25 protein-coding genes are annotated in these 25,774 nt (G+C 70.3%); 11 read left to right on the top strand and 14 right to left on the bottom strand.

From position 1 onward, the window contains the following. Positions 1–64 precede the first annotated feature (64 nt). Both AACZ75_RS01570 and AACZ75_RS01575 read left to right on the top strand, forming a co-directional pair. Complete coding sequence (locus AACZ75_RS01570; protein WP_339870807.1) at positions 65–2,635, top strand: tipN; 2,571 nt, start codon at positions 65–67, stop codon at positions 2,633–2,635. Between the two features lie 114 nt (positions 2,636–2,749). Beyond that, positions 2,750–3,349 carry a hypothetical protein gene (locus AACZ75_RS01575; protein WP_339870808.1) on the top strand — a complete coding sequence of 200 codons (600 nt, stop codon included), beginning with the start codon at positions 2,750–2,752 and terminating at the stop codon, positions 3,347–3,349. 12 nt (positions 3,350–3,361) lie between these two features. On the opposite strand, the gene AACZ75_RS01580 is transcribed toward AACZ75_RS01575, so the two are convergent. Beyond that, positions 3,362–4,573 carry an MFS transporter gene (locus AACZ75_RS01580; RefSeq protein WP_339870809.1) on the bottom strand — a complete coding sequence of 404 codons (1,212 nt, stop codon included), beginning with the start codon at positions 4,571–4,573 and terminating at the stop codon, positions 3,362–3,364. A 49-nt stretch (positions 4,574–4,622) separates the two neighbouring features. Here AACZ75_RS01580 and AACZ75_RS01585 point away from each other — a divergent pair, with 49 nt between their 5' ends. Continuing rightward, positions 4,623–4,994 (top strand): DUF423 domain-containing protein, encoded by a 372-nt coding sequence (locus AACZ75_RS01585; RefSeq protein WP_339870810.1) that lies wholly within the window; start codon positions 4,623–4,625, stop codon positions 4,992–4,994. Positions 4,995–5,022: 28 nt separating this feature from the next. Next, positions 5,023–5,997 (top strand): prolyl aminopeptidase, encoded by a 975-nt coding sequence (gene pip, locus AACZ75_RS01590; protein ID WP_339870811.1) that lies wholly within the window; start codon positions 5,023–5,025, stop codon positions 5,995–5,997. A gap of 9 nt (positions 5,998–6,006) precedes the next feature. Here pip and AACZ75_RS01595 read toward each other — a convergent pair whose 3' ends face one another. The 9 genes from AACZ75_RS01595 to AACZ75_RS01635 form a co-directional block, all read right to left on the bottom strand. Next, positions 6,007–6,447: a DUF6173 family protein gene (locus AACZ75_RS01595; protein WP_339870812.1), complete on the bottom strand. Its 441-nt coding sequence runs from the start codon at positions 6,445–6,447 to the stop codon at positions 6,007–6,009. A gap of 44 nt (positions 6,448–6,491) precedes the next feature. After that, positions 6,492–7,643, bottom strand: a complete 1,152-nt coding sequence (gene rodA, locus AACZ75_RS01600) for a rod shape-determining protein RodA (protein ID WP_339870813.1) — start codon at positions 7,641–7,643, stop codon at positions 6,492–6,494. Continuing rightward, positions 7,640–9,727, bottom strand: a complete 2,088-nt coding sequence (gene mrdA, locus AACZ75_RS01605) for a penicillin-binding protein 2 (RefSeq protein ID WP_339870814.1) — start codon at positions 9,725–9,727, stop codon at positions 7,640–7,642. Before mrdA ends, rodA begins: the two co-directional genes overlap by 4 nt. Further along, on the bottom strand, positions 9,724–10,230 hold the full coding sequence (locus tag AACZ75_RS01610) for a hypothetical protein (RefSeq protein ID WP_339870815.1): 507 nt from the start codon (positions 10,228–10,230) through the stop codon (positions 9,724–9,726). The genes mrdA and AACZ75_RS01610 overlap by 4 nt, the downstream gene beginning before the upstream one ends. Positions 10,231–10,238: 8 nt before the next feature. After that, entirely contained in the window at positions 10,239–11,432 is a 1,194-nt protein-coding gene (mreC, locus tag AACZ75_RS01615; RefSeq protein ID WP_339870816.1) for a rod shape-determining protein MreC, read from the bottom strand. Positions 11,433–11,572: 140 nt separating this feature from the next. Beyond that, the gene (locus AACZ75_RS01620) at positions 11,573–12,613 is read right to left on the bottom strand and encodes a rod shape-determining protein (RefSeq protein ID WP_300447036.1); all 1,041 of its coding nucleotides are present in this window, start codon (positions 12,611–12,613) and stop codon (positions 11,573–11,575) included. 215 nt (positions 12,614–12,828) lie between these two features. Beyond that, positions 12,829–13,446, bottom strand: a complete 618-nt coding sequence (locus AACZ75_RS01625; RefSeq protein ID WP_339870818.1) for a glutathione S-transferase C-terminal domain-containing protein — start codon at positions 13,444–13,446, stop codon at positions 12,829–12,831. Positions 13,447–13,519: 73 nt separating this feature from the next. After that, entirely contained in the window at positions 13,520–14,230 is a 711-nt protein-coding gene (locus tag AACZ75_RS01630) for a VTT domain-containing protein (protein WP_339870819.1), read from the bottom strand. Positions 14,231–14,321: 91 nt separating this feature from the next. Further along, positions 14,322–15,755 carry an alpha/beta fold hydrolase gene (locus AACZ75_RS01635; protein WP_339870820.1) on the bottom strand — a complete coding sequence of 478 codons (1,434 nt, stop codon included), beginning with the start codon at positions 15,753–15,755 and terminating at the stop codon, positions 14,322–14,324. Between the two features lie 112 nt (positions 15,756–15,867). Between AACZ75_RS01635 and AACZ75_RS01640 the strand changes: the two genes are divergently transcribed. Both AACZ75_RS01640 and AACZ75_RS01645 read left to right on the top strand, forming a co-directional pair. Continuing rightward, on the top strand, positions 15,868–17,292 hold the full coding sequence (locus AACZ75_RS01640; protein ID WP_339870821.1) for a LytTR family DNA-binding domain-containing protein: 1,425 nt from the start codon (positions 15,868–15,870) through the stop codon (positions 17,290–17,292). 92 nt (positions 17,293–17,384) lie between these two features. Next, positions 17,385–18,590, top strand: coding sequence for a pyridoxal phosphate-dependent aminotransferase (locus AACZ75_RS01645; protein ID WP_339870823.1), 1,206 nt, complete (start codon positions 17,385–17,387; stop codon positions 18,588–18,590). Between the two features lie 25 nt (positions 18,591–18,615). On the opposite strand, the gene ligD is transcribed toward AACZ75_RS01645, so the two are convergent. Both ligD and AACZ75_RS01655 read right to left on the bottom strand, forming a co-directional pair. Next, positions 18,616–19,527: a non-homologous end-joining DNA ligase gene (ligD, locus tag AACZ75_RS01650; protein WP_339870824.1), complete on the bottom strand. Its 912-nt coding sequence runs from the start codon at positions 19,525–19,527 to the stop codon at positions 18,616–18,618. A 144-nt stretch (positions 19,528–19,671) separates the two neighbouring features. Next, complete coding sequence (locus tag AACZ75_RS01655) at positions 19,672–20,688, bottom strand: polyprenyl synthetase family protein (RefSeq protein ID WP_339870826.1); 1,017 nt, start codon at positions 20,686–20,688, stop codon at positions 19,672–19,674. Positions 20,689–20,804: 116 nt separating this feature from the next. Between AACZ75_RS01655 and AACZ75_RS01660 the strand changes: the two genes are divergently transcribed. The 5 genes from AACZ75_RS01660 to AACZ75_RS01680 all read left to right on the top strand — a co-directional run bounded on the left by AACZ75_RS01660 (position 20,805) and on the right by AACZ75_RS01680 (position 25,203). Beyond that, positions 20,805–21,569, top strand: a complete 765-nt coding sequence (locus AACZ75_RS01660) for a methyltransferase (protein ID WP_339870828.1) — start codon at positions 20,805–20,807, stop codon at positions 21,567–21,569. A gap of 108 nt (positions 21,570–21,677) precedes the next feature. Then, the gene (locus AACZ75_RS01665; protein WP_339870830.1) at positions 21,678–23,192 is read left to right on the top strand and encodes a serine hydrolase; all 1,515 of its coding nucleotides are present in this window, start codon (positions 21,678–21,680) and stop codon (positions 23,190–23,192) included. Between the two features lie 262 nt (positions 23,193–23,454). Further along, on the top strand, positions 23,455–23,688 hold the full coding sequence (locus tag AACZ75_RS01670; protein ID WP_339870832.1) for a hypothetical protein: 234 nt from the start codon (positions 23,455–23,457) through the stop codon (positions 23,686–23,688). Positions 23,689–24,306: 618 nt separating this feature from the next. Then, complete coding sequence (locus AACZ75_RS01675) at positions 24,307–24,582, top strand: hypothetical protein (RefSeq protein WP_339870833.1); 276 nt, start codon at positions 24,307–24,309, stop codon at positions 24,580–24,582. Positions 24,583–24,591: 9 nt separating this feature from the next. Next, a complete protein-coding gene (locus AACZ75_RS01680) occupies positions 24,592–25,203 on the top strand; it encodes a TIGR02466 family protein (RefSeq protein WP_339870834.1) in 612 nt (203 codons plus the stop codon). Between the two features lie 6 nt (positions 25,204–25,209). Here the strand turns inward: AACZ75_RS01680 and AACZ75_RS01685 are convergent, their stop codons facing one another. Both AACZ75_RS01685 and AACZ75_RS01690 read right to left on the bottom strand, forming a co-directional pair. Continuing rightward, the gene (locus AACZ75_RS01685) at positions 25,210–25,548 is read right to left on the bottom strand and encodes a type II toxin-antitoxin system PemK/MazF family toxin (RefSeq protein ID WP_339870836.1); all 339 of its coding nucleotides are present in this window, start codon (positions 25,546–25,548) and stop codon (positions 25,210–25,212) included. Further along, positions 25,535–25,765, bottom strand: coding sequence for a type II toxin-antitoxin system PrlF family antitoxin (locus tag AACZ75_RS01690; RefSeq protein ID WP_339870837.1), 231 nt, complete (start codon positions 25,763–25,765; stop codon positions 25,535–25,537). Before AACZ75_RS01690 ends, AACZ75_RS01685 begins: the two co-directional genes overlap by 14 nt. Between the last annotated feature and the right edge of the window lie 9 nt (positions 25,766–25,774).

The raw sequence follows: 25,774 nt of genomic DNA on the forward strand, positions 1-25,774 counted from the left end.
TAGGGTTCCCGACGCTCGCGCGCCTCGGCCGCGAAGACGCCCCCGGGATCGAGATCGACGCTCCATGAAGCCTCCGAAACGTACGCCGCTGAACCTGACCGATCTTGAGCTGCCGGCTCCGGACGGCCCGCGTGTGACCGTCGACAAGGCGGCGGCGGATGCGATGGGCGATGCGGGTCCGACGGTCGATTCCAATGCCCAGCCGCAACGCCCCATGTCCGAGCGGCGACGGCGGCGACTGGCCGAGGAGAAGCGTCTGAGCGCGGAACGGGCCGCCGCGCCGCCGCCGGCCGTTGAGGCCGAGGTCGAGACCGCGCCGTCCACAACGGCCGAACTCGCAGAATCCGCCGACGCGCCCCCCGTCGCCTGGGATGCGCCGCCGCCCCCCTCGGCCCCGGCGTCGTCGGTGATGGCCTCCGACCTGCCCGCCCCGGCCAGCCGGTCGTCCTACATGATCGCCGGCGCCGGATCGGTGCTGTGGATCGGGGGCGTCGCCTCGATGCTGGCCTATGAGATCGGCTCGGGTGTGGTGGAACTGGAACCGCTCCGGCTGGCCATCTACGCCCTGATCGCCCTCGCCCCGACCGGCCTGGCCATCCTGCTGGCCCATGCCGTGCGTCAGGGGGCCGGCATCGCCGCCGAGACCCGCCGGGCCCGCGAACTGGCCCAGGCCCTGGTCGCCCCGACCGCCCTCGCCGCCCAGCAGGCCGGAGAGGTGCTCTCGACCCTGCGTCAGGACATCGACCAGGCCTCCCTGGCCACCGAACGCGCGCGCTCCGGGATGACCCTGCTGCGCGAGGCCCTGGCCGAGGAAACCACCCGTCTGAACGAGGCCGCCGAAACCGCCGGGCGCACCGCCCGCCGCCTCGCCGAACAGCTGGGCCGCGAGCGCGAGGGTATGCAGACCCTCGGCCTGCAGCTCGACACCCAGGCCGCCAGTGTCCTCGACGCGGTGGAACGCCAGTCACGCATGGTCATCGATGCCTCCGACCTGGCCCAGACCCAGCTGCGCGAGGCCGAGGCCGCCCTCGCCGCCCGCGCCGCCGACCTCGCCGCCGCCGCCGGCGAGGCCCAGGACGCCGCCCGCATCGCCGCCGATGACCTGGCCCGCCAGACCCTGCGTCTGGAGAATGCCGGCACCGGTGTGTCCGAACAGATCCAGTCGGTCGAGGCCGGCCTCGGCCAGCAGCGCGCCGCCCTGGTCACCGCCGCCTACGCCCTGCGCACGGACCAGGAGGACTTCTCCGCCCAGGTCGAGAGCCAGCGGGCCCAGCTGATCGAACAGCTGTCCGCCGCCCGCGCCGCCGCCGCTGATCTGGGCCAGACCTCCGCCAGCTCGACCGACGCCCTCAAGGAGCTGGTCGACGCAGCCACCGACCAGTTCCGCGCCCTGGTCGACATGTCCCAGCGCGAGGCCGACGGCTTCGACAACGCCACCAAGGTCGCGCTCGATCGCTTCGAGGCCATGGCCGCCGAAGCCCGTGACAACCTGGTCGAGGAAACCCGCCGGGCCCTGGCCGCCCTGCAGGCCACGGCCGAGGATTCCCGGCTCGCCGCCTCCGGGGCCGCCGATCAGGCCCAGGTCCGCGCCGACCGGCTGGGCGAGGCCCTGTTCGACGCCGCCCAGAAGGCCGACCAGGCCGCCGATGCCCGGATCGAAGGGGCCCGTCGTCTGGTCGGGGAGACCGCGGGTCTCGTCGATGAGGCCGGCGAGCGGGCGCTGGAACGCCTCGAGGCCACGGTCGAGCGGATGAACATGACCTTCTCCCGCATGGAGGACGCGATCGGCGAGCTGGACAATCGCGCCAGCGACCTGCCCGCCCAGGCCCAGCAGCGGATCGATGCCGTACGAGCCTCCGTCGAGGAAGGACTCGCCGCCCTGTCCGCTGCCTCGCGCAAGGCGGCCGAGGACACAGAGGCCCTCGATGCCGGCTTCCAGGAGCGGGTGCGCCGCAACTACGAAATGCTGACCGAGGCCGTGCGGCTGATGGGGGTCGTCTCCGGTGACACCCCCGCGCCCCGCCGTCGCGAGCCCCAGCCGGCCGAGGACGGGGCATCTGGCGACTCGCCCCGGACCCGGCCGCCGCGCACCGAGGAAGGCCGCGGCTTCGGTCTGCGCGGCCGCCTGAAGCTCGAGCCGGCCGGCAAGGCGCCGCCGCCCACACCGACGGATGACCGTCTGGACTGGAGCGATCTGGAAAACACCGACCAGGCCGAGGCCCCGCTGGATCTGGACACACCCGTCATGCCCGAAGCCCGGGGCAACGAGCAGACGGACGCCCAGCTCGAGGTCCTGACCGAACGGATCATCGCCGCGATCCGCCGCATGGGCGTCGACCCCAATGCCCTGCTGCCCCGCTCCCGGGTCGAGGAGTCCGGACAGGCCATCGCCGATCGCGATCCCGACCGGGCCCGTCAGATCGTGCGCCGGGTCGCCCCGGCTGCCGTGCGCAGCGTCTCGCGCCGCGTGCTCAGCGACGCGGACCTGCGCAACGATGCCGAACAATTCGTACACGGCTTCAGCCAGCGCCTGCGCGCGCGGACCGGCGACGGGGCCGCGGTCCTGGCCCTGCTGACCTCCGACGGCGGTCGCGCCTTCATGCTGCTGGATGCCGCCATCGGCGACCTCGGCTGACCCCGCCGAACCGCTCTCCGCAGGGAACGACCATCAATCGGCGCTTGACGCGCGCCGGGGGTTAAGGACACCGTTCCCCAGCCGTCATGTAAATGTCATGCGCAAGCAGGGTCCATGCTCGATATCCAGGCAGACGCCGCATCCGATCGCCGACCCGCCATCGTGATCTGTGCCTATGACGCCGGTGAAACCGGCTGGGATCCGGTCGAGGACCTGTCCGGCGTGGCGTGGAATCCGGCCGGGGCCCGCACCGTTGCGGTTGCCGCCGACGCCCCCGAGAACCTCGCCGTCAGCCTGCAGGAGCACCTCCGGGCGCGTGGCTGCCGGGCCCTGCTGCTGGTCGGCCGGACCGGTCATGGCGAGTCCTTCCGCGTGCAGATGCGGGCCGAAAACCGCGTGCTCAACGGCACCGATCGCCTCGACGACACCGGTCCCGGCGTGGCCCGGGCCACCGCCCCGGTGCTCGAAATCGTCGAAGCCCTGAATGAGGCCGGTCTGGCGGCGGTGGCCTCCTCGGAGTCCGAGGCCGACGCCGGCAGCTATCTGCTGTACCGCATTCTGTCCGGACTGCCCGACGGCATCGACAGCCCGGCCATCGGCCTGCTGCGGGCCCCGGCCAGCGCGTCCGACGCCGCGATGCAGCGCGCCGTCAAGGTCGCCGCCGCGACCATCGCCCTGCACCTGTCGCCCCTGCCCCGCGCCTACGGCACCTAGACCCGGCATGGGTCAGGTCGAACCGGCCGGGATCCGGCGGGCTCCGGGTCGCGGACCCTGGCCGTCCGCCTTTTCCAGCGACGTCCGCACCCAAAGGGATGCGATCGCCCCGGTCAGGGCCAGGCCGGTCATCGCCAGATAGCCGCCCGCACCGAAGGCATCGTACAGGGGGCCGGCCAGGGCCGTGGCCAGGCCGATCAGGACCCCCGCCGACAGCACCGAACTCAGGGTCTGGGCCGCCGTGTGGCTGCCGGGCGGACTCAGTCGCTCGACGATCTCGACCCCGGCCAGATAGGTGGCGGCGAAACTCAGGGCGTGCAGCGCCTGTAGCGGCCACAGCAGCCACAGCGGCGGGGCGAAGGCCATGGCGGTCCAGCGCACCGCCGCCGCCCCGGCCCCGATGACCAGCATCAGCCACGGCCCGATCCCGCGCCGCCGCCGCCACGGCTCGATCCACCACATGAAGCCGATCTCGACCACGACCGAAAAGGCCCACAGCAGGCCGGTCAGGCTCTCGGCCAGGCCCTGCGCCTTCCACAGGATGGCCGAAAACCCGTAGAAGAACGCGTGGGCCGCCTGCACCGCGCCGATGGCGAAAATGGCGGTCATGAAGGTCGGGTTGACCGCCAGCCGGCCCATGCCGCGAAACCGCTCGGCCCCGAGACTGGGACCGGCCTCGTCAACCGGTTCCGGCGGCAGGACGAAGGCCGCGACCGCCGCGATCAGCAGCGCCGCGACCACGATCCAGACGATCACCAGATCGACGCTGGCCCGCACCAGCAGGGCTCCCATCACCACATTGGCGACGACGAAGGCGACCGAACCGAATCCGCGCGGCACCGAAAAGGCAAAGCCGCCGTGCCGCGCCAGCCGCAGGCTCAGCACGTCGGTCAGCGGGATGATCCCCGCCGCCGCACCGGCCCCGACGAACCAGCAGGCCAGCCAGGCCCAGTAGCCGTCGACCAGCCCGGCGGCACCATAGCCCAGGGCCGCGGTCAGGCCGAGAACGGCGATCGGCGCGCGTCGGGTGGCGAAGCCGTCGGCCCACACGGCGATCAGCGGCCCGGTCAACACCCGGGCCAGCATCGGCACCGCCAGCAGGCCGCCGATCTGGGCCCCCGTCAGCCCCTGGGCACGAAACCACAGCCCGGCATAGGGCAGGCTCACCCCGGTGGCACCGAAGAGCAACACATACTGCAGGGCCATGCGGTGGGCGACGGTCATGACGGACCGATAGCAGACTCGGCCGGTCCCATGGGCTAGGCTTTTTCGGATGATCCGATCGCGATATCTGGTGGTGTTCGCGGCCCTGAACGGCGCGATGGCGGTGATGACCGGGGCCTTCGCGGCCCACGGTGCCGGACCGGCCGTGAAGACCCTGCTGACCACCGGGGCCCATTACCAGCTGGTTCACGCCGTCCTGGCCCTGGTCTGCGCGGTCTGGCCGGCCCGTGACCGGCTCGTCGGCGCGGCCGGCTGGCTGGCCGCGACCGGGGGCCTCGTCTTCGCCACCGCCCTGTCGCTGATCGCCCTCGGCGGCCTGTCGGTCATGGGGGTGATCGCGCCCGTCGGCGGTTTGTTAATGATTCTGGGTTGGATTTTGCTGGCTATCGCCGGTTCCCGCTCACAAACTCCCGGTATCTGACCTGCCAAGCTGAAAGTTTCTGTCCCGTATGGCTTTCTCCACGTCCGAAACACCCCGTCGCCAACTCTACCCGGAGATCGAGCCCTTCGCCTCGGGCTGGATGTCGACCGACGGCCCACACGAGATCTATTACGAGGAAAGCGGCAATCCGCAGGGTCTGCCGGTGCTGGTCCTGCACGGCGGTCCGGGCGGTTCGGTCAATCCGGGGATGCGGCGCTATTTCGATCCCGCCAAATATCGCATCGTCATGTTCGACCAGCGCGGCTGCGGCCAGAGCCGCCCCAATGCCTCGCTCGAGGACAATACCACCTGGACCCTGATCGCCGACATCGAGCGGCTGCGCGAGCGCTGCGGCATCGACAAATGGGTGGTGTTCGGTGGTTCCTGGGGCTCGACCCTGTCGCTGGCCTACGCCATCACCCATCCGGAACGGGTCCTCAGCCTGATCCTGCGCGGCATCTTCCTGCTGACCCGCAAGGAACTGCACTGGTTCTACCAGGACGGGGCCTCGATGATCTTCCCCGACGCCTGGGAACGGTTCCTGGCCCCGATCCCCGAAGACGAACGCCACGACCTGATGACCGCCTACTACAAGCGGCTGACCGGTGACGACCAGGCCGAGCGCGAACGCTGCGCCATCGCCTGGTCCAGCTGGGAGGGCGAGACGGTCAGCGTGCAGGGGCCGTCCAGCCGCCCCGACAAATTCGCCGACCCGACCTTCGCCGTGGCCTTCGCCCGCATCGAATGCTGGTATTTCGTCAACGGCGGCTTCTTCCCCGAGGAGGACTGGCTGATCCGGAACATCGGCCGCATCCGCCACATCCCGACCTGGATCGCCCAGGGCCGGTTCGACGTGGTCACGCCGATCTCCGGAGCCTGGGCCCTGCACCGGGCCTGGCCCGAGGCCCGGCTCGACATCGTGCCCGACGCCGGCCACGCCTCGACCGAGCCCGGCATCATCGACAGCCTGATCCGCGGCACCGACTGGGCCGCGACCCTCTAGCGTCCGCCGTCAGTCCGTGGGGTTGGTCTTCTCGACCAGTTCGCCCAGCTGGAATCCGATGCGCCGCGCCTCGCGCTCCTCCGGCTTCTTGACCGCGTTCAGCAGCACATTGATCTGGGTGTAGTGTTGCACCAGCCGCACCACCTTGCCGTCGGCATTGCGGCCCAGGAACAGGATCAGGTCCGGCTCCCAGAAGCCCAGGTCCTCGATCTGCATCGTCCCGTCGCCCGGCAGGCCGACCAGTCGCGCCCCGACCTCCTCGTCCTTGTCGATGCCCTTCTCGAAATCCTCGATCAGTTTCGACAGGCGGACGAAGGCCCATTCGGCCGGGCTCTTGCGCATCTTGACGCCGCGGGCCATCGCCGCGGCCCCCTCGGGGGCCATGACGCTGACGGGTTTGGGACAGGGGGCGAACATGGCCGGATCGGCCTTGGGGATGGGACTGCTCATGGCCACAGCCTAACGCCCGGCCCGGCCCACCGGAAGCCGCCGGATCAGATCAGCCCATGGCCCTTGGGCAGTTCGGCATAGCGGTGCACCCGCGTGGCCATCACCAGGCCGAAGCCGATCATCACCGTGGCCATCACCGTACCGCCGTAGCTGAGCAAGGGCATCGGCACGCCCACCACCGGGGCCAGCCCCATCACCATGGCACCGTTGATCAGCACATACAGGGCAAAGGTCGCCGTCAGGCCCGCCGCGCCCAGCCGGCCGAAATGGCTGTGCGACAGCGACGCAATCCGCAGGGCGATGACAATGATGGCGACATAGCAGGCCAGAACCGTGAACGAGCCGACGAAGCCGAACTCCTCCGACACCGCCGAGAAGATGAAGTCGGTATGTTTCTCGGGCAGGAATTCCAGCTGGCTCTGGCTGCCCAGGCCATAGCCCTTGCCCAGCAGCCCGCCCGAGCCCAGGGCGATCTTGGACTGGATGATGTGATAGCCGTTGCCGGACGGGTCCCCCTCGGGGTTCAGGAAGGTCAGGACCCGGTTGCGCTGATAGTCGTGCATGACGAACATCACGAACGGCACCGCCGCCGCCACGGCCGCGGCCCCGGCCGCGACAATGACCCGCCAGCTCAGCCCGGCCATGAACATGATGGCCGCACCGGTCAGGCCGATCAGCATGGCGCTGCCCAGGTCGGGCTGGTGGGCCACCAGCAGGAAGGGCGCGGCGATCATCCCGGTCGGGAAGATCAGTTTCCAGGAGAATTTGGCGTCCTGGGCCGAGGCCCCGTGGTACCAGCGCGCCAGGGCCAGGACGAGGCCGATCTTCATGATCTCGGACGGCTGGATCCGGGTGATGCCGATATCGAGCCAACGCGTCGCCCCCATGGCCGTGTAGCCGAACAGTTCGACCCCCACGAGCATGATCAGCGCCAGGAAATAGATCGGATAGGCGGCCCGGAACCACCATTTCAGATGGACCATGGACAGGATCAGCATCACCGCCAGCATCACACCGAAGCGGATCAGATGCTTGGCCGCCCACGGATCCCAGGACCCCTTGGCCACCGAAAACAGCATCGCGGCACCGATGCCGGAGACCACGACCAGCAGGCCGACGAAGCGCCAGTCAATCTGGGTCAGCTTGACCGACAGACGGTCGCGTTCACCCGGACGGGTCAGGGCCGAGGAGGTCATCGCGGCTCCGACAGATAGGGACGGGGGCCGGACGTGGCCGTTCGCGGGGCGCGGGCCGGGGCCGACGGACTGGGGGTCAGCACCTCGGCGGCCGCCTGTCCGGTGACCTCGCCGCCCGGCAGGGCGCCGGCCTCGCCTTCGTCCGCCTCGCCGGTGACGGCTTCGGGCGGTGCCGGGCGCTCGATCCGGGCGCGCATGTCCGGGTCCTTCAGCAGCACGGTCTTCATGATCTCCCGGGCCCGCGGGGCGGCGTCGGCGGAGCCGCCTGCCGGCGCGTGCTGGATGATCAGGGCGATGGCATAGCGCGGCGCGTCATGCGGCGCGAAGGCCACGAACAGGGCATGGTCCCGCCGGGTCCAGACCGCATCGCGCGGTCCGCGCGAGCCGGTGCCATAGTCGCGGGACTGGGCCGTGCCGGTCTTGCCGGCCATCTGGATGTCGCCGAGCCCCAGCTGGGACGCGCGATAGGCGGTGCCGGTCACATCATTGGCCACCGCCGCCATGCCGCCGCGGACGATGTTCAGATGCTCCTGGCTGAACGGCAGGTTGGGGGCCGCGGCCCCGGACGGTCGATCCGCGTCGCCGACGGACCGGACCAGCCGCGGCTGGATCGCCTTGCGGCCGTTGGCGATACGCGCCGTCATCACGGCCAGCTGCAGGGCGCTGACCGACAGGGCCCCCTGGCCGATCGCCACCGACAGGGTCTCGCCCGGATACCATTTGCCGGCGTCCGGATGGGTGGCCCCGGTACGACGGGCGTAGTCCGCCTTCCACTTCTGCGACGGGACCGTGCCGCTCGACTGGCCGGCGATGCCGATCTCATAGGTGTTGCCGAAGCCCAGATCCTCGGCCACCCGGGCGATCCGGTCGATGCCGGCCCGGTTGCACATGTGGTAGAAATAGGTGTCGCACGAGTTCTTGATGGCGTTGTGCATGTCCATCGCGCCGTGCCCGCCCCGCTTCCAGCAGCGGAAGGTGCGGTTGCCGTAGCGATAGCCGCCGGTGCAGACGACCCGCTCGGTCGGATTGACCCCGGCGTCCAGCAGGGCCAGGGCCGTCGTCATCTTGAACGTCGAACCCGGCGGGAAGGTGCCGTAGATGGCCTTGTCCAGCAGCGGCTTGCGCTCATAGTCCCGCAGGGCGCTGTAGATGTTGCCCGGCACCCCGCTGACGAACAGGTTGGCGTCGAACGACGGGGCCGAGACCATGCACAGGATGTCGCCGTTGCGGACATCCATCACCACACAGCCGCCGGACTCCTCGCCGTACACTTCCAGCGCCCGGTTCTGGACATCGGCGTCGAGGGTCAGCACGACATCCTTGCCCGGGGTCGCCGGCACAGACCCGCCGACGTCCTCACCGACCACCCGGCCACGGGCGTCGACCTCGACCCGGGTCCCGCCGGCCTGACCGCGCAGATCGAGGTCCAGCGCCTTTTCGACGCCCTGGCGACCGATGCGGAATCCCGGATTGTACAGCAGTTGCGGCGGGTCTTCGCCGCGGTCGCGAATGGCCTTGATGTCCCGGTCCGAGACCTTGGCCACATAGCCGACCACATGGGCGAACGATCCGCCGAACGGATAGTAGCGGGCCTCGTTCATGTCGGCCATCACACCGGGCAGCTCGTTGGCGTACAGGTTGACGCGGGCGAACTCTTCCCAGCTCAGGTCGCTCTTGACCGGCACCGGCGAAAACCGCGGCGCGGCGTTGACGTCGCGGATGATCGCCCGACGCCGCTCCAGCGTATCGGGCAGCAGCTGGCCCAGCAGGTCCAGGGTCTGGTCCAGGTCCTTGGTCTCGTCGCGCACCACCAGCACCCGGAAGCTGGGCCGGTTGCCGGCGATGACCACACCGTTGCGGTCGAGGATGCGCCCGCGCGGCGGCGGCACCAGCCGGAAGTTGAACTGGTTGTTGGAGGCCAGGGTCGCATATTGCTGCGCCTGCACCACCTGCAACTGGGCCAGACGTCCGGTCAGGGCGACGACCCCCAGGGTGGTCAGACCGCCCAGCACGAAGGTGCGGCGCAGGAAGGAGCCCTGGCGCTCGTTGACGTCGGAAAAGAAGATGGAGGGTTCGTGGCTCATCGGAACCGCACATCCCCGTCATCGAACCGCTCGATCATGATGTGCGCCAGCGGGAACACCAGCAGGGTGGGCACGATCTGGGCGATCGTCGCCAGCACGCTGGGCGCGGTCGGCGAGCCCAGGGTGACGATCACATAGGCCAGCACGAAGGCCAGCAGGGTGCAGGCCGTGTACCAGACGAACAGGACCCGGGTCTCCTGACCCAGCAGGAAGCTGCGCGACAGCAGCACCACGCCGTAGACGGCCGACAGGGCCAGCCCCCACATGCCGAACGGTCCGTGCCAGAAGGCATCGAGCCACAGGCCGAGGCCCAGCAGCACCAGCGGGGCCATGATGGACGGCCGGATCAGCGGCCAGGAAAAGGCCAGCACCATCGGCAGAACCGGTTCGGGCAGGGTCAGGCCGAACAATTTGGCCGGTGTGGCCAGGACGATCGTCGCGGCGATCGCGATCAGGGTCGGATACACGATCCATTGCAGGGGGCCGACGACCCGGACCGCCATCGACCGTCTCACTCGTCCGCTCCCGGTTCTGGGGCAGAGACGGTGGCCGGCGGCGTGGCCGGAGGCGGGGTCACCGGCTGATAGGGGCGTGGTCCGGGGGGCCGCGGCCGGGCCTGGGCGGGTGCCGGGGTTGAGGCCGCCGGCCGTGTCGGTGTCGGTGCCGGCGTCGGTGCGGCCGGTGTCGGTGTCGGCGTTGCACGGGCCGGGGTGCCGCCCCGGTTGCGCGCCGTCGCTTCCGCCGAGATCGCGGCACGGCGGGCAGCCGCATCGCTGATGGCGGCGGCCTGGGTCGCCGAGGGCGGCGGCGCTGCGGACAGGCCGGCCAGCGGCGGGGCGTTCAGGTCGTCCGATTCCAGCAGCTGGCCGAAGTCCTGGAACAGCATCACCCGGACATAGTCGATCGCGCCCCGGTCGCTGAACAGCTTGACCCGCCACGAGCCGTCGATGCCCTTGGCGGCCACGCCGATCGGCAGGCCGCGCGGAAAGCCGCCGCCGTCGCCCGAGGTCAGCACCCGATCCCCGACCTCGATCGAGCCGACACCGCGGACGAACTCCAGTCGCGGATTACCGCTGCCGTCGCCCTTGAGGATGGCGCGGGCATCGCTGCGGGCGATCAGCACCGGGGTCTGGCTGGCCACGTCGGTCAGGTGCAGCATCCGGCTGACGCGCGGCGAGGTCCCGATGATCCGGCCGACCAGCCCGTGTTCATTGATGACCGGATTTCCGACCCGGACGCCCTTGCCGCTGCCGACATCGAGCAGCCGGGCGCGGTTGAACGGTCCCCGCGATTCCGAAATCGACCGGGCCGTGGCCATCGGCACCGGTGGCTCGGTGCGCACGCCCAGCATCGCCTCATAGCGCGCATTGACGTTCCTCAGCGCGATGACCTGGTCGCGTTGCTGCTGGAAATCGGCCAGCTGCGCCTTGAGCCTGCGGTTCTCGGAGACAGCGAAGAAATAGCCGCCGACATAGTCACTCGCGGCCCCGGCCCAGCGCACCGGGGCGGCGAACACCCCGCCGACCGGTCCGGCCACGGCGTCGGCCGACGAGCGCACGGCCCCGTATCCGGCCTGGCCCTCGGTCGCCCGGTGATCATTCAGCAGCAGCAGAATCGAGGCCACGATTGCGGCCACGACAACAACTGCCGCGGTCCAGACCAGCGGCACCTTGAGATTTTCGAACGGTCCGTCGCGAAACGCCACGGCGCGCCTTCCAGCAAAGAGCAAGAATCAGCGGGACAGTCCCGCTGATCCACACAGGCTATCGCAAAATACGGACCGGTTGGGAACCGGCACGACATCAACGATGACAGGGATTTGAGGCGGTCCTCGAACCGCCCGGGTCAGAGCGCGGAGTCGAGGACGCCCTTCATCCAGCGCGGATGTTCCAGGACCCGGCCACAGCCGATGGCCACGCACGACAGCGGGTCGTCGGCCACGGACACCGGCAGGCCGGTGTGGTCGCGGATCTCGGCGTCCAGACCGCGCAGCAGCGCGCCGCCGCCGGTCAGCATGATGCCCTTGTCGGCGATGTCGGCGGCCAGTTCCGGCGGCGTGGCTTCCAGCGCGACCTTCACGGCCTCGATGATCTGGGTCACCGGCTCGGCCAGGGCCTCGGCGGCCTGGCGCTCGCTGATGCGAACCTCGCGCGGCACGCCCTGCATCAGGTCGCGGCCCTTGACCTCGATCGACAGGCCTTCGCCGTCGGCCGGGATCCGGGCGGTGCCGATGTCCTTCTTGATGCGCTCGGCGGTGGTCTCGCCGATCAGCAGATTATGGTTGCGGCGCATGTACGAGATGATCGCCTCGTCCATCTTGTCACCGCCGACGCGGACCGAGCGCGAGTAGACGATGCCCGACAGCGACAGCACGGCCACCTCGGTGGTGCCGCCGCCGATGTCGACGACCATCGAGCCGGTCGGCTCATGGATCGGCAGGCCGGCGCCGATGGCCGCGGCCATCGGCTCGTCGATCAGGCCGACGCGGCGGGCCGAGGCGTTGAGGCAGGAATCGTTGATGGCGCGGCGCTCGACGGCCGTGGCCCCCGACGGCACGCAGACGATGACCTTGGGGTTCACGAACCCCTTGCGGTTATGCACCTTGCGGATGAAATGCTTGATCATCTCCTCGGCGACCTCGAAGTCGGCGATGACCCCGTCGCGCATCGGACGGATGGCTTCCATGTGACCGGGGGTGCGGCCCAGCATCTGCTTGGCCTCGATGCCGACGGCATGAACGATCTTGCGGCCACCGACGTTTCTGAGCGCCACAACGGACGGCTCGTTCAGCACAATACCCTTGCCTTTCATATAGATAAGGGTGTTGGCGGTGCCGAGGTCGATGGCGATGTCGTTCGACATCATGCCGAAAAATGGTGAGAACATGGGCGCGGGATACCGTTTGGTTCAGGCCGGAAGGGCGATCGTCGTGTCAGTCCGCTTCAGCGACGCCCCACCGCACGCATCCCCATACGCACAACGTTTCTGACCGTCTTCGCCGAGCCGACTAGGCGCTCGTTTGCCCGCATGACGGGGGGATTACAAGCCCCGATAACAATCCCTGACCGGCCGGACGATGACGAAACCGGCATCGCCTCGGCTCAGACGGCCTCCAGACCCTCGGCCGCGAGCACCCGCTGGACCGCCGCCCGTTCCTGGGTCCGGTCGAGATGGGCGTTCAGCCCCGGAAACCGGGCCGAATCCAGCAGATCGGCGGCCCGCGCCCAGCGCTCGAACACCATCAGATAGCCGTCCGCCAGGGTATAGGCGTCCCCCATCACCCAGGGGCCGTCCAGCAACCGGTCCTCGATCAGCTGCATCCGGGTCAGCACGAGGTCGACCGCCTCGCCCCGGGCCTCGCCCTCCAGCGCGGGACGGCTGAACAGCAGCCTGCCCATGGCCGGATGCAGCGACGATCCCAGCCAGCCGTTGAAGGCGTTGAAACGCGCCATCCGGAACGGATCCCCCACCGGGGCCAGGTTCTGCTGCGGGCGGGTCTGGGCGATGAAGGTCAGGATGGCGGCGTTCTGGGTGATCACCCCGCGCTCGGTCTGCAGCGCCGGCGTCACCCCGGCCGGGTTGATCGCCAGATAGTCCGGGGTCCGCTGCTCGCCCGTCTTCAGGTCGATCGGGGTCGCCTCATAGGTCGCGCCGGATTCCTCCAGGGCGATATGCGAGGCCATGGCGCAGGCCCCGGGCGAGTAATACAGTTTCAGCATGACGGGCTCCGGCCGGGTTCGGTATGGCATCCCACATAGGCACCCGCGTGATCCGTAACAAGATTGGTGCCCGTTAGGCGTTCCGGTCCTCGCGCCGTTTCACCAGTTCGCGCACCCCCAGCATGATCGCCAGCCAGACCACGGCCACAACCGCCAGTATGGCCGAGGTCCAGATCCCGTCGCCGCTGACCGCGCTCATGAACGAGCCGCCGAAGAAGGCCACCAGCGCCGTCTTGGGCAGCACCCCCAGGGCGCATCCCGCCAGGAATCCGGTGAACGACGCCCGCGCCGCCCCGAACGCCATATTGACGACGATGAACGGCGCCGACGGCACATTGCGGATCATGAAGCTGGCATAGAAGGCGTTCTGGCCCACGAACCGCGTCATCCGTCCGGCCGTGCGGCCGCCGAACCGTTCGACCGCCCGCGCCGTCGGCCCGCGCCCCAGCCAGTAGGTCACCGCCGCCGACACCACCGTGGCGATCCAGCTGTAGGCGAAACCGAACCACGGCCCGAAGGCCACCACGCAGGCGGCGATCAGGATGAATTGCGGCACCCCGATAAAGGCCGCGACCACGAACACCGCCACCGTCGCCACCAGCCCCCAGGGACTGTCGCTGAACCCGTTGAGCCACAGCTCCAGCCGGTCCTCCGCCGCCAGTCCCAGCTGCGACTTGCCCACCGCGAACAGTGCCGCCACCGCCGCGAACAGGGCCAGGGTCACCAGCAGGGCGCGCCAGCGACGGCCTTCCATGTTGAGGATGAAATCGAGCAGCCGGGACATGGATGCGGATTAACACCCGGCACGGGTTTGGGCGAGCGGGGACCGCCTCCCGACGAATCCCGCCCGGGCGGCCCGGGCCGACCGGCCCCGGTCAGGCGACGCGGAACACCGGCGGCGGCAGGCCGAGCCGGGTATCCGTCATCGCCTCACCCCGGAAGAACCGGACCAGCAGCGCCTGTACCTCCGGATGGGACTCAAGGACATTGTGGCCGGCGTTGTCGACCACCACCGTGGCCTTGTGCCGGAACTGCGCCGCCACCTCGGCCTGCTCCTCCAGTGGGGTACGCCCGTCCAGCGTACCCTGGACCAGCAGGGCGGGCGTATCGATGCGCAGCGGCGCGCGGAATTCCTCGCCCAGGTCCATGTCCGGCACCGCCCCCAGCAGATGCGGCATCGGGAAGTTGAGCGCGTCACCCAGCACCGCCGTCCGCGCTTCCTGCTCGACCAGTCTCAGCCGCGCGGGCGAGATGCCCGACGCCAGGTCCATCGCCTCGGGCATGCCCGAGATCTCGACCAGCCCGCCCATCCGCATCAGGAACGGCCCGAGCACCGCCGTCTGGCCGGCGTCGAGCGCGAGATAGAGTCCCGGCAACATCGCCAGGGTCGACGGATTGGCGATCAGCCCGCCCGCCAGCATCTGGATGGCGAAACCGCCGATCTGCAGGTCCAGTGCCCCCCCCTGCACGGGAACGCCAAGCGACGCGGGGTCCGCCTCGAACCGGGCATGAACACGTCGCATCAGGGCCGGCAGGTCGGGCACGGCCGCGCGCGCCACCGGATCGGTGCCCAGCAGGATGTCGACCCGGTCCAGATAGGCGTCGAGCCGCGCGGGTCGCTTCACCGTCTGGTCCTGACCCTCAAGGCTGGCCAGCGCCACCCGGCCGACCCGGTCGCCGTGCCGCTTCAGCACCGACAGGGCCAGATGCGACCCGTAGCTGATGCCCCACAGGTCGATCGTCTCGACGCCCAGATGGCGGCGCAGGGCGTCGATATCGTCGGCGCTCTCGGCCGTGTTGTAGCCGCGCATGGCCACACCGGCCGCCGTCCAGTCCACCCAGGCCTTCTGGAATTCGTCGCGGACCCGGGCCGTGACTCCCGCCCGCGTCAGCACCGGCAGGGGCCCGGTCGGGGCCGGTCGCGGCGGAATATGGTTGGACAGGCCGGTGCCGCGCTGGTCGAAGGCGATCACGTCGGCGACCGCGCGCAGCGCCTCAAAGATCGGAAAGCGCGGTCCGGTCGCCGTCCCCGTCGCCGTGCCGCCCGGCCCCCCGGCCAGATAGACGATCGGCGGACCGGGCCGCGCCGCCGTCGACGGGAAGCGCACATAACTCAATCGGATCCGCCGCGAACCGGGGTCACGACGATCCTCGGGCACCTCGAAAAAGCCCTGCTCGGCGTCGGTCTCCTGATCGCGCCAGCCCTTGAAACGGATGGGACCGGCCTGCGCCTGGGCGAAGGCGGCGGACGGAACGGCGAGGCCCGCGGCGGCGAGAAGGGCGCGGCGGCTGAGGGATGCATGGGTCATGTCGGCCATCCCACCCGGGCCGACGCCGCCTGTCCGCCCGGTTTCGGTCAACGGCGTCCCGCATTCGGTGAACGGACGCGCGTCCCGGTCAACGGTGCCCTAGGGTGGTCCCATGTGGCGCACCCTGATCCTCGTCGGCCTGTTCATGGGTCTCGCGTCCCTCGCCCGGGCCGCCGAGCCGGCGTGGCAGACTTGCCGGGGTGCCCTGGGGCCGGACGGACCCGTGCTCAGTGACTGCCGGCCGCTGACCGGCGGGATCGATCCGCAGGGGCGTGAGCTGTGGATTCGGGCAACGGTCACCCCGCCGCCGGATGATCGGCCGCGGGCCCTGCATCTGTTCGGCATCGCCTCATCGCAGGCATGGCTCAACGGCCGAAGCCTCGGGGCCAACGGCCGGCCGGGTGCGACGGCGCAGAGCGAGGTCCCCGGCCATTACCAGGCCGCCCTGCCGATCGGGGAGACGGCGTGGCGGCCGGGTGCCAACGAGCTCGTCGTGCGTCTGTCGTCATTCCACGGTGGTCTGCGACTGGACCACCCGGTCGGAGCCGTGGTCGTCGCTCCCTGGCCCCTGCCCTCCCGCATCCCCCTGCTGGCGGTCACCCTTGTCGCCGCCGGTGCCCTGTTCGCCGCGGCCTTCGGTTTCGGGGTCATCCATGTCATGCGCCGGACCGGCTCCAGCCTGATCCTCGCCGCCATCGCCGCCGTGGCCGCACTGCAGGCCGTGGTCGAGAGCCTGCGCCCGCTGTTCGCCTACCCCTACCCACTGCACATCTGGCGCGTCGGGACCATCTGGCTGCTGGCCGCCGCCTTTGCCGTGTTGCTGGTCAGCTATGTCACCGGCCGGTTCATGCCGCGGGCGCGCCGGGGGATGATCGGGGTCGCCGTGATCGCGGGGGCCGCGACCGCCCTGCTGCCCGGGTTTGACCAGAAGACCGGCTGGGCCCTGCTGGCCGGCGTCGCCCTCGCGATCGTCGCGGCGGCCGTGGGCGTGCGGCGGCGTCAGCCCGGGGCGCGCCTGACCCTGGCCTGGCTGGCCCTGTTCATGGGGCTGGCGATCGCCTTCCCCGAATGGCTGGTGGACCTGTCCTATTTCCTGCTCGCCGCCAGCCTCGTCCTGCCCCTGCTGATGGTCGAGGTGGTCCGCCTCAGCCGCGAGGATCGGGGGCGCGAGGCCGCCCTGACCCGCGCCGCCGACCGGCCGAACCGGCTGACCGTGGCCTCCGCGCGCGGGGTGGAGCTGGTGCCGATCCCCGACATTCTCGCCGTGGTCGGGGCCGACGACTATGTCGAACTGCGGCTGATCGGCGGCCGCCGGCTGCTGCACACGGCCCGGCTCGAGCGGCTCGCGGACCAGTTGCCGCGGGGATTCCAGCGCATTCATCGCTCGGTGATCGTCAACCTCGCCCATGTCCAGCGGCTCGGCCGCGACGGGGATCGCTGGCGCGTGCAGATGCGGGAGGGGCCGCCCCTGCCCGTCAGCCGGTCCCGCCTGTCCGCCCTGCGCGAGGCCCTCGACGACGACGCGTCCGGTAGCTGACGGCCTGACGCCGGGCCGCGATTGCCGCATCGGCATTTGATCCGCCTTTCGCATCTGCGTAAGGATTGCGCCGCCGTCCCCCGGGAGCCTCCATGTCCAGCCTGCAGTCCACCGCCCTGTCCCGCGTCCAGCCCTCGGCCACGCTCGCCGTCACCGCCCGGGCCCGTGAGCTCAAGCGCGAGGGCCGCGACATCATCGGCCTCGGCGCGGGCGAGCCGGACTTCGATACCCCCGACAACGTCAAGGCCGCCGCCATCGCCGCCATCCAGCGCGGCGAGACCAAATATACCGACGTCGACGGCCTGCCCGAGCTGAAGGCGGCCATCGTCGCCAAATTCGCCCGTGAAAACGGCCTGACCTACACCCCGGCCCAGATCCACGTGGCCCCGGGCGGCAAGGCCGTGCTGTTCAACGCCCTGATGGCCACCCTGTCGCCCGGCGACGAGGTCATCGTCCCCGCCCCCTACTGGGTCAGCTATCCCGACATGGTCCTGCTGGCCGGCGGCGAACCGGTCGAGATCGTCGGGGTCGAGGCCGACGGCTTCAAGCTGCGCCCCGCCGTGCTGGAAGCCGCCATCACGCCGAAGACCAAATGGCTGATCCTCAACTCCCCCTCCAACCCGACCGGGGCCGCCTATACCCGGGCCGAGCTCGAAGCCCTGGCCGAGGTCCTGCGCCGCCATCCCCAGGTCTGGGTGATGACCGACGACATGTACGAACATCTGGTCTACGGCGATTTCGACTACACCACCTTCGCCCAGGTCGCGCCGGACCTCTACGACCGCACCCTGACCGTCAACGGCGTGTCCAAGGCCTATGCCATGACCGGCTGGCGCATCGGCTATGCCGGTGGGCCCAAGGCCCTGATCGACCTGATGCGCAAGGTCGCCGGCCAGACCACCTCCAACCCCGCCTCGATCAGCCAGTGGGCCGCCGTCGAGGCCCTGAACGGGCCGCAGGACTTCATCGCCGAGCGCGGCCGGGCCTTCGAAAAGCGCCGCGATCTGGTGGTCTCGATGCTCAACCAGGCCACCGGCCTCCGCTGCCCCACGCCCGAGGGGGCCTTCTATGTCTATCCGTCGATCGAGGGGCTGATCGGCAAGACCACCGACGGCGGCGTGGTCATCGACAGCGACGCCACCTTCACCACCGAACTGCTCAACGCCGAAGGCGTCGCCGTGGTCCAGGGCGCGGCCTTCGGCCTGTCGCCCTATTTCCGCATCAGCTACGCCACCAGCGACAGCGTGCTGGAGGAAGGCTGCCGCCGCATCCAGCGGTTTTGCGCCAGCCTGCGCTGATCGGCCCGGGTCGGAGACCGGAGCACTATCCGACGCCGGCCCTTCGCAGCACGGGCCTGAGGCTGGTCTCGGCCTTGCGGAAGTCCGTCCATGGGTCGGCTGTCTCCAGCAACGCCCTGCAGGTCCACATATTGAAGGCTGACGGATCCAGGCCCGCCCGCACCTGCCTCCACGACAGGGGCGTGGCGATCCCGGCACCGGGTCGTGCCCTGGGCGACCACGGGGCCACCGCCGTCGCCGTCCGGCCGTTGCGCAGATAGTCGAGGAAGATTTTCCCGCCCCGCGCCTTCTTGGCCAGGGTGATGGTGAACCGGTCGGGATCCTCGTCCCGGATCGCCCCTGATACGGCCCGGGCGAAGGCCTTCGCCTGGTCCCAGCTGACCCGGCAGCGGGCATCGCTGCGGATCGGCACCACGACGTGCAGGCCCTTGCCCCCCGTCGTCTTGACGAACGGTGTCAGGCCCAGCGCCTCCAGCTTCGTCTTCACCGTCTTCGCGGCGGCGATCACATCGCCGAAATCCAGCCCCACGTCGGGATCGAGGTCGAAGGTGATCTGCTCGGGCGTCTCGGGATCGCCGGGCCGGCAGCCCCACGGATGCAGCTCCAGCCCGCCCGCCTGGGCAAGGGCCACCAGCCCGCCGGTGTCGGCGACGGCGACATAGGGCGCGCGCGCCTTCACGTCGATCCGCTGCAGTCGCGGATGCGACCCCGTCAAGGCGTAACGCTGGAAGAAGATCTTGCCGGCGATGCCGTTCGGAGCCCGGACGATCGAGACCGGTCGACCGGCAACATGGGCCAGAAGGCGCGGTGACACCGCCTCATAGTACCGTGCCAGATCAGCCTTGGTCAGTGCCGGACGGCCGTCGCGGGCCGGCCACAGAACCTTGTCGGGATGGGTGATCGTCACACCCGCGACCACGACCCGGCCCGGCTTCACGCCGGCCCCGCGCCGGACCTGAACATAGCGGCTTCACCGTGCATGCTGTCACCGGGTCCTGGTACCGTCCGCATACTGCACCGCGCGCGTTCAGGATTACAGGGTCATGCCCGGGCCGGCTCCCGCAGGCCATCCGGCCGATCGTCACGCCGCCCGCGACACCGCGAAATCGGCCAGCTGTTCCAGCGCCGCGCGCCACTCTCCCGCCGGCAGCACCGCCAGTGCCGCCTGCGCCAGGTCGGCATAGTCCCCGGCCAGGTCCAGCGTTGCCCCGATCGCGCCCGCGCCGATCACCAGTTCCCGCGCCCGGGTGAAATCGGCCTCGGACCGGTCGCCGCCGTTGATGGTCCGGTCCCAGAAGGCGTCCTCGGTGCCCTTGGTCCGCGCCGCCGCCAGCAGCAGCGGCAGGGTCACCTTGCCCTCGCGGAAGTCGTCGCCGGCGTTCTTGCCCAGGGCTTCCGACGTGCCGCCATAGTCCAGCGCGTCGTCGGCCAGCTGGAAGGCCAGCCCCAGGTTCAGCCCATAGGCCCGCAGCGCCGCGATCTCGGCCTCCCCGGCCCCGCAGCCCACGGCCCCGGCCTCGGCGGCGGCGGCGAACAGCTCGGCGGTCTTGGCCGAGATGATCTGCAGATAGGTGTCATGGTCCAGGTTCAGGTCGTGGGCCCGCGTCAGCTGCAGCACCTCGCCCTCGGAGATCACGCTGGATGCCTTGGCCAGGATGCCCAGCGCCCGCATCTGGCCGGTCTCGACCATCAGTTCGAAAGCCCGGGCGAACAGGAAGTCGCCGACCAGCACGCTGGACGGCGCGCCCCAGATCAGATGCGCCGCCACCTTGCCGCGCCGCATGTCCGAGGCGTCGACGACATCGTCGTGCAACAGGGTGGCTGTGTGAATGAACTCGACCGCCGCCGCCAGCTTGCGCGGGGCGTCGATGTCGCCCCTGGCCCCGGCCGCGCGCGCCGCGGCCACGGTCAGCATCGGCCGCAGCCGCTTGCCCCCGGCCGCCACCAGATGATCGGCCAGCAGCGGAATGACCGGCACCTGGCTCTGCATCCGTTCGATGATCAGGGCGTCGACCGTCGCCATGTCGGCAGCCGCCAGTCGAACCAGAAGCTCAACGTCACCCTTCGAGCGGGGAGCGGCGGCGGTGACTGCGTCCAACGGAGAACTCTTCAAAGCGGGCGAACACGGGGGAATCGCGCCTGAAATCCAGCCGCAGCCTTGCCCCGCGGCGATGCGGCGCACAATGATGATCGCACATTAAAGGGTCAAGCCGCGTGACCGTCGCACCAACAGACACCGCCATCACCGAGACGGTCGAGAACGCCCTGCTGGGCGGACGGGTGCGGCTGCGCCAACCCGCCCGCGGCTATCGCGCCGGCATGGACGCCGCCCTGCTGGCCGCCGCCGTGCCCGCCACGCCCGGCCAGACCGTATTCGAGGCCGGTTGCGGGGCCGGGGCCGTGCTGACCCAGATCGCCGCCCGCTGTCCCGGCACCCGCCTGACCGGGCTGGAGCGTGACCCCGCCGCCGCCGCCCTGGCCCGCGACAACGCCGCCCTGAACAACATCAATGACCGCACCACCATCCTGACCGGCGACGTCGCCGCCGGCTTCCGCGCCCTCGAGGCCGCCCCGGCCGACTGGGCCATCGCCAACCCGCCCTTCTTCGACGACCCCGCCGCCCTGCGCGCCCCCGCCCCCGGCAAGGCGGGCGCCTGGATGGCCGACGACGGCCTCGCCGCCTGGACCCGTTTCCTGCTCAAGGCCGTGCGCGAGAACGGCCGCATCGTGATGATCCATCGCGCCGACCGCCTGGCCGACATCCTGGCCTTGCTGGGCGCGGGGGCCGGCGCCTTCGCCATCCGCCCGGTCCAGCCCTTCGCCGACGAACCCGCCAAACGCGTGCTGGTGCTGGCCATCAAGACCGGCAAGGCCCCCCTGCGCCTGCTGCCCGCCCTGGTCCTGCACGACCGCACCGGGGCCAAACACACACCCGAGGCCGAGGCCATCCTCAGGGGCGAGGCGGCGCTGGGGTGGTGAGAGCGCGTCCCGTCGTGCAGGGTCGGGGTCGCGGCTGAGCCGGCCCCGCAACCGCCGGGTCCGGCCTGTGTGCCGGCGCGGCGGGCGTCGATCATCGACGGGGGAACAATGACGACCATCGGACTGAAGACGGGGCTCGTGGCGCTGGCCCTGGGTGTTGCCGGCTGCGGCCATCTGCCGGCGGCCACCGTGCCCGCGACCGCGACCATGCCGCCGCTCGCGGCGGCGGTGACGCAGACCCTCGACCGGCGGGTCGACGCGGTGATGCAGGTCTATGCCCCGGTCGGCCTGTCCGTGGCCATCCTGCGCGGCGATCAGCTGGTCTACACCCGCCATGCGGGGGTCGAGCGGCTCGGCGGCACGACGCCGGCGAACGGCGACACCCTCTATTCCGTCTTCTCCATGTCCAAGCTGTTCTTCCTGATCGAGACGGTCCGCGCCGAGGCCCGCGGCGAGCTGGATTTCAACGCCCCCATCGCCACCTATGTCGCCGACCTGCCCGGGGCCTGGCGCGGCCTGACCGTCCGGCAGCTGCTCTCTCACGTGTCCGGCCTGCCGGAATACTACTCCCACCCCGATGTGCCGCCGACCGTCGCGGCCGCGTTCGGCCGGGTGCGCGACGCCGACTTCATCGCGGAGCCCGGCAGCCGCTCGCGCTACAACCAGACCAATTTCCTGCTCGTCAAACTGGCGCTGGAACAGGCGTCGGGCCGCGCCTATGCCGATCTGGTCGCCGACGACCAGTTTGCGCCGCTGGGCCTCGACCGGATGCGCTATGGCGGTCACGCCCTGGCCGAGGCGGGCACCATCGTCAGCTATCGGCCCGACGCCGCCACCGGCGATCTGGCCCCGGAGCTCTATCCCACCTATCCGCCCTATGTCTGGTCGTCGGTCGGCCTGAACGCCAGCCTGTCGGATCTGGCGGTCTGGGCCGGGGCCCTGGTGCGCGGCGATCTGGTCCCGCGCCGCACCCTGCTCGATCACTGGCAGCCCCTGCCGCTGTCGAACGGCCGGCCGGGGGCCTATGCGGACGGCTGGGAATATTCGGATCTCGGCGACTTCATCACCGTCGGCCACGGCGGCGGCAATCGCGTCAACTTCATGCACGGGTTCCGCAAGTCGGACCCGTCCGACACCGTCACGGTCATCTACCTCGACAACGGCGGCCCGCGCGAGATCCCGACCCGCCGGATCACCACGGTGCTGGCCGACGCCCTGATTCCCGGCTTCGCCAGCCCGACCCAGCTGCTGTTCGAGGACCTGGTCACTGACCATGCCGCACAGGGCTGGCCGGCGGCGCTGGCCCGGCTGGACGCCCATATCGCGGACCGGAGCCTGTCTCCGGCCGAGGCGGAGGGACTCCTGAACACCGTCGGCTACACCCTGTCCGCGACCTTCGGCCCCGAGGCGGCGCTGGACGCCTTCCGTCTCAATGTCGCGCGCCACCCGCAATCCGCCAATCCGCACGACAGCCTGGCCGAGACCCTGCTGACGCTCGGTGACCATGCCGGCGCGCTCGAACACTACCGCCACGCCCTGGCCCTGAACCCCGACGACACCCGCGTCGCCACCCTCGTCGCCGGGCTTGAACGGCGGGCAAGCACGGGCGGCGGCGGGGACTGATCGCCCCCGTCAGCCTCGGGCCTGTCCCGCGGACCCGGTTCACCGCCGCACGCCCCGGATGCAGAATTGACAACAACCGGCCCGGGACGGTCCCTGGTTCGTCTCTGGCGTCGCCGCTGGGCTCGCTACAGGGTTGTTTTCGGCGCACGCCCCTGCGGGTGGCGACGTGATCATCCCCAGTTCGTGGGTCAGGACGACGCACTGGGCTGGACAATTGCCGCCTGAGCCAGAACAACGGACCTTCCATTCAAGGAGGAACACCATGCGTATCGCCATTCTCGCCGTCACCGCCGTCGCCGCCCTGACCCTGGCGGCCTGCTCGCCGCAGACCGAAGACAATGCCGCCGCCACCGCTGACGCCGCCGGCGACACCGTGGCCTCGGCCGCCGACGACACGGCCGCCAACGTCGACGCCGCCGCTGACGGTGCCGCCGAGGCCACCAATGAAGCGGCCGAAAACGTCGACGCCGCCGTCGTCACGCCCGCCGAACAGTAAACCGCGACCCATGGATCGTGAGACGCGCCCGAAGTCCGCTTCGGGCGCGTTTTGCGTTGTCCGGGGCGTCGGCGTGCGCCGGGACCGCCACATCCTTTCCAAAAATCCGCGCATCGCCGCTCCTCCTTCCCCTGCCAATTCATAGCCCTACCCTCTCCGCCCCTCTAAAAACCCGCCCTGGTCCAGCCGCGTGCCAGACTCCCGCCATCCCCGCCGGTGGGGAGGGCGTCGGATCCAGTGCCCGCACGGCGGCGGGGCTGTGGTCGAGCGATGAAGCCCGGGGGCGGAACCCTCCGGGGGTCCCTCGGACGGCGCGGGATGCCGTTCGCTGCTCGCCGCGGGCCCGAGGGCGGAGCGATCCCGGCACGACCGGCACCTCCGTCCCGACCCCCGGGCCCGGCAACGGGAACGGGACGGTCCGGCAAGGTCCGAACAGGGCCGCCAGCCGGAGGGCGCGTGGAAAACGGCTGCGCGGGGCGTCATCCTCGTCGAAACGGTTTTTATCCTTTGCTCCGGGCGAGGCCCGGCAGCCCCGCACCCTCCCCGCCCCGGCGTCGCCACGCGCCGCCGGTCGCCGCCGCACGTCCGGCGTCCAATGCCAATGTTCAGGAGGTCTCCATGCGCCCGCGTTCCCCCGGCCCCCGTCGCCGCGACCGCCTGTTCGCCCGCGCCCTGCAACGCGCCCGGCTCGAGATGCTGATGCGCGGTGAGGCCGAACCCTACGGCCCGCGCGAAACCCTGTTCGTCGCCGCCCTCAGGGCCGGCGACCGGCCCGACCCGGAGGAGTTCATCCTGTCCGCCACCCTGCTGCTGGCCGAGGCCATGGCCCTGCGGGATGCGCGCGACGGAGACGGTTATGACGCCGACCTTCTCGACGACGACCAGACCGGCTAGACACCCCCCATGTCCCTGCGCCCCCTGTTCGTCACCCAGGTCTATGAAGCCAGCCTCGCCGGCGAGCCGGGGTTCGACACCTTCAATGTCGAACTGGCCGACGCCTGCCGCAGCCTGGCCGAGGATGACGGGGCCGGCCGCGCCTGGTGCCGCGAGCACGGCTATCGCGGCTACACCTCCTACGGCTCACTTAACGACCTGCCGCAGCGGATGCCCGAGTTCGCCGACCTGAAGCGGCTGCTGGACCGCCACGCCCTGCACTATGCAAAGGCGCTGAATTTCGACCTGGCGCGCAAGCCGAAACTCGACAATCTCTGGGTCAATATCCTCAAGCCCGGCGGCAGCCATTCCGGCCACATCCATCCGCACGCCTATCTGTCCGGTACCGTCTATGTCGAGGTGCCCGACCGTGCCTCGGCCCTGAAGCTGGAAGACCCGCGCCTGGCCATGATGATGGCCCGCCCCGCCGTCACCGCCGACGCCCCGCTGGCCGAGAAACCCTTCGTCTATCTGGCCCCCGCCGCCGGCACCGTGCTGATGTGGGAAAGCTGGCTGCGCCACGAGGTCCCGCCCAATGCCGCGAAATCGGAGCGGATCTCGATCAGCTTCAACTACGCCTGAGGCGGGTCAGATCGCGATGAAGGCAGACACGGCCCATCGCGCCGCCTTGCGGTCAGCGGGCGAAAGTTGCCCGATCTGTCGCGCGATCAGGCGATTATCGATGGTGAACAGCTTGAGCCGAAGCAGAGATGGCGTCTTCAGACCGGCAGCGGCCAGGTCAGCCAGAGGCGTGTCATCGGCGCGGATTCCGCCCGAGGCCGTCGTGATCATCGCCAGCAGCGTGGTTCCCCCGGCCGCATTGGCTGCGCGGGCGGACAGGACCACGGCCGGGCGTGGCTTGGCGACCGGCAGGTCGCTGAACGGAAACGGCACGACGACAACGTCGCCCGCCTCACAGATCGTCATAGGCCGCGGCGTCTTCGGCCGTTTCCCATTCGGACAGACCCCGCTCCAGACTGCGCAGATAGGCCATGTCCATCGGCTCGACTCGGGTAACGACCACGCCGTCCGGCCCGATCCGGTAGGCCAGGGTGTCGCCCGGCCCGACCTTCAGCGCCTTGCGCACCTCGGCCGGAACCGTGGTCTGCGACTTCGAGGTGATCCTGGCGAAATGCACGGTCATGGCCCTTAT

The sequence above is a fragment of the uncultured Brevundimonas sp. genome, assembly GCF_963975535.1.
GTDB lineage: Bacteria > Pseudomonadota > Alphaproteobacteria > Caulobacterales > Caulobacteraceae > Brevundimonas.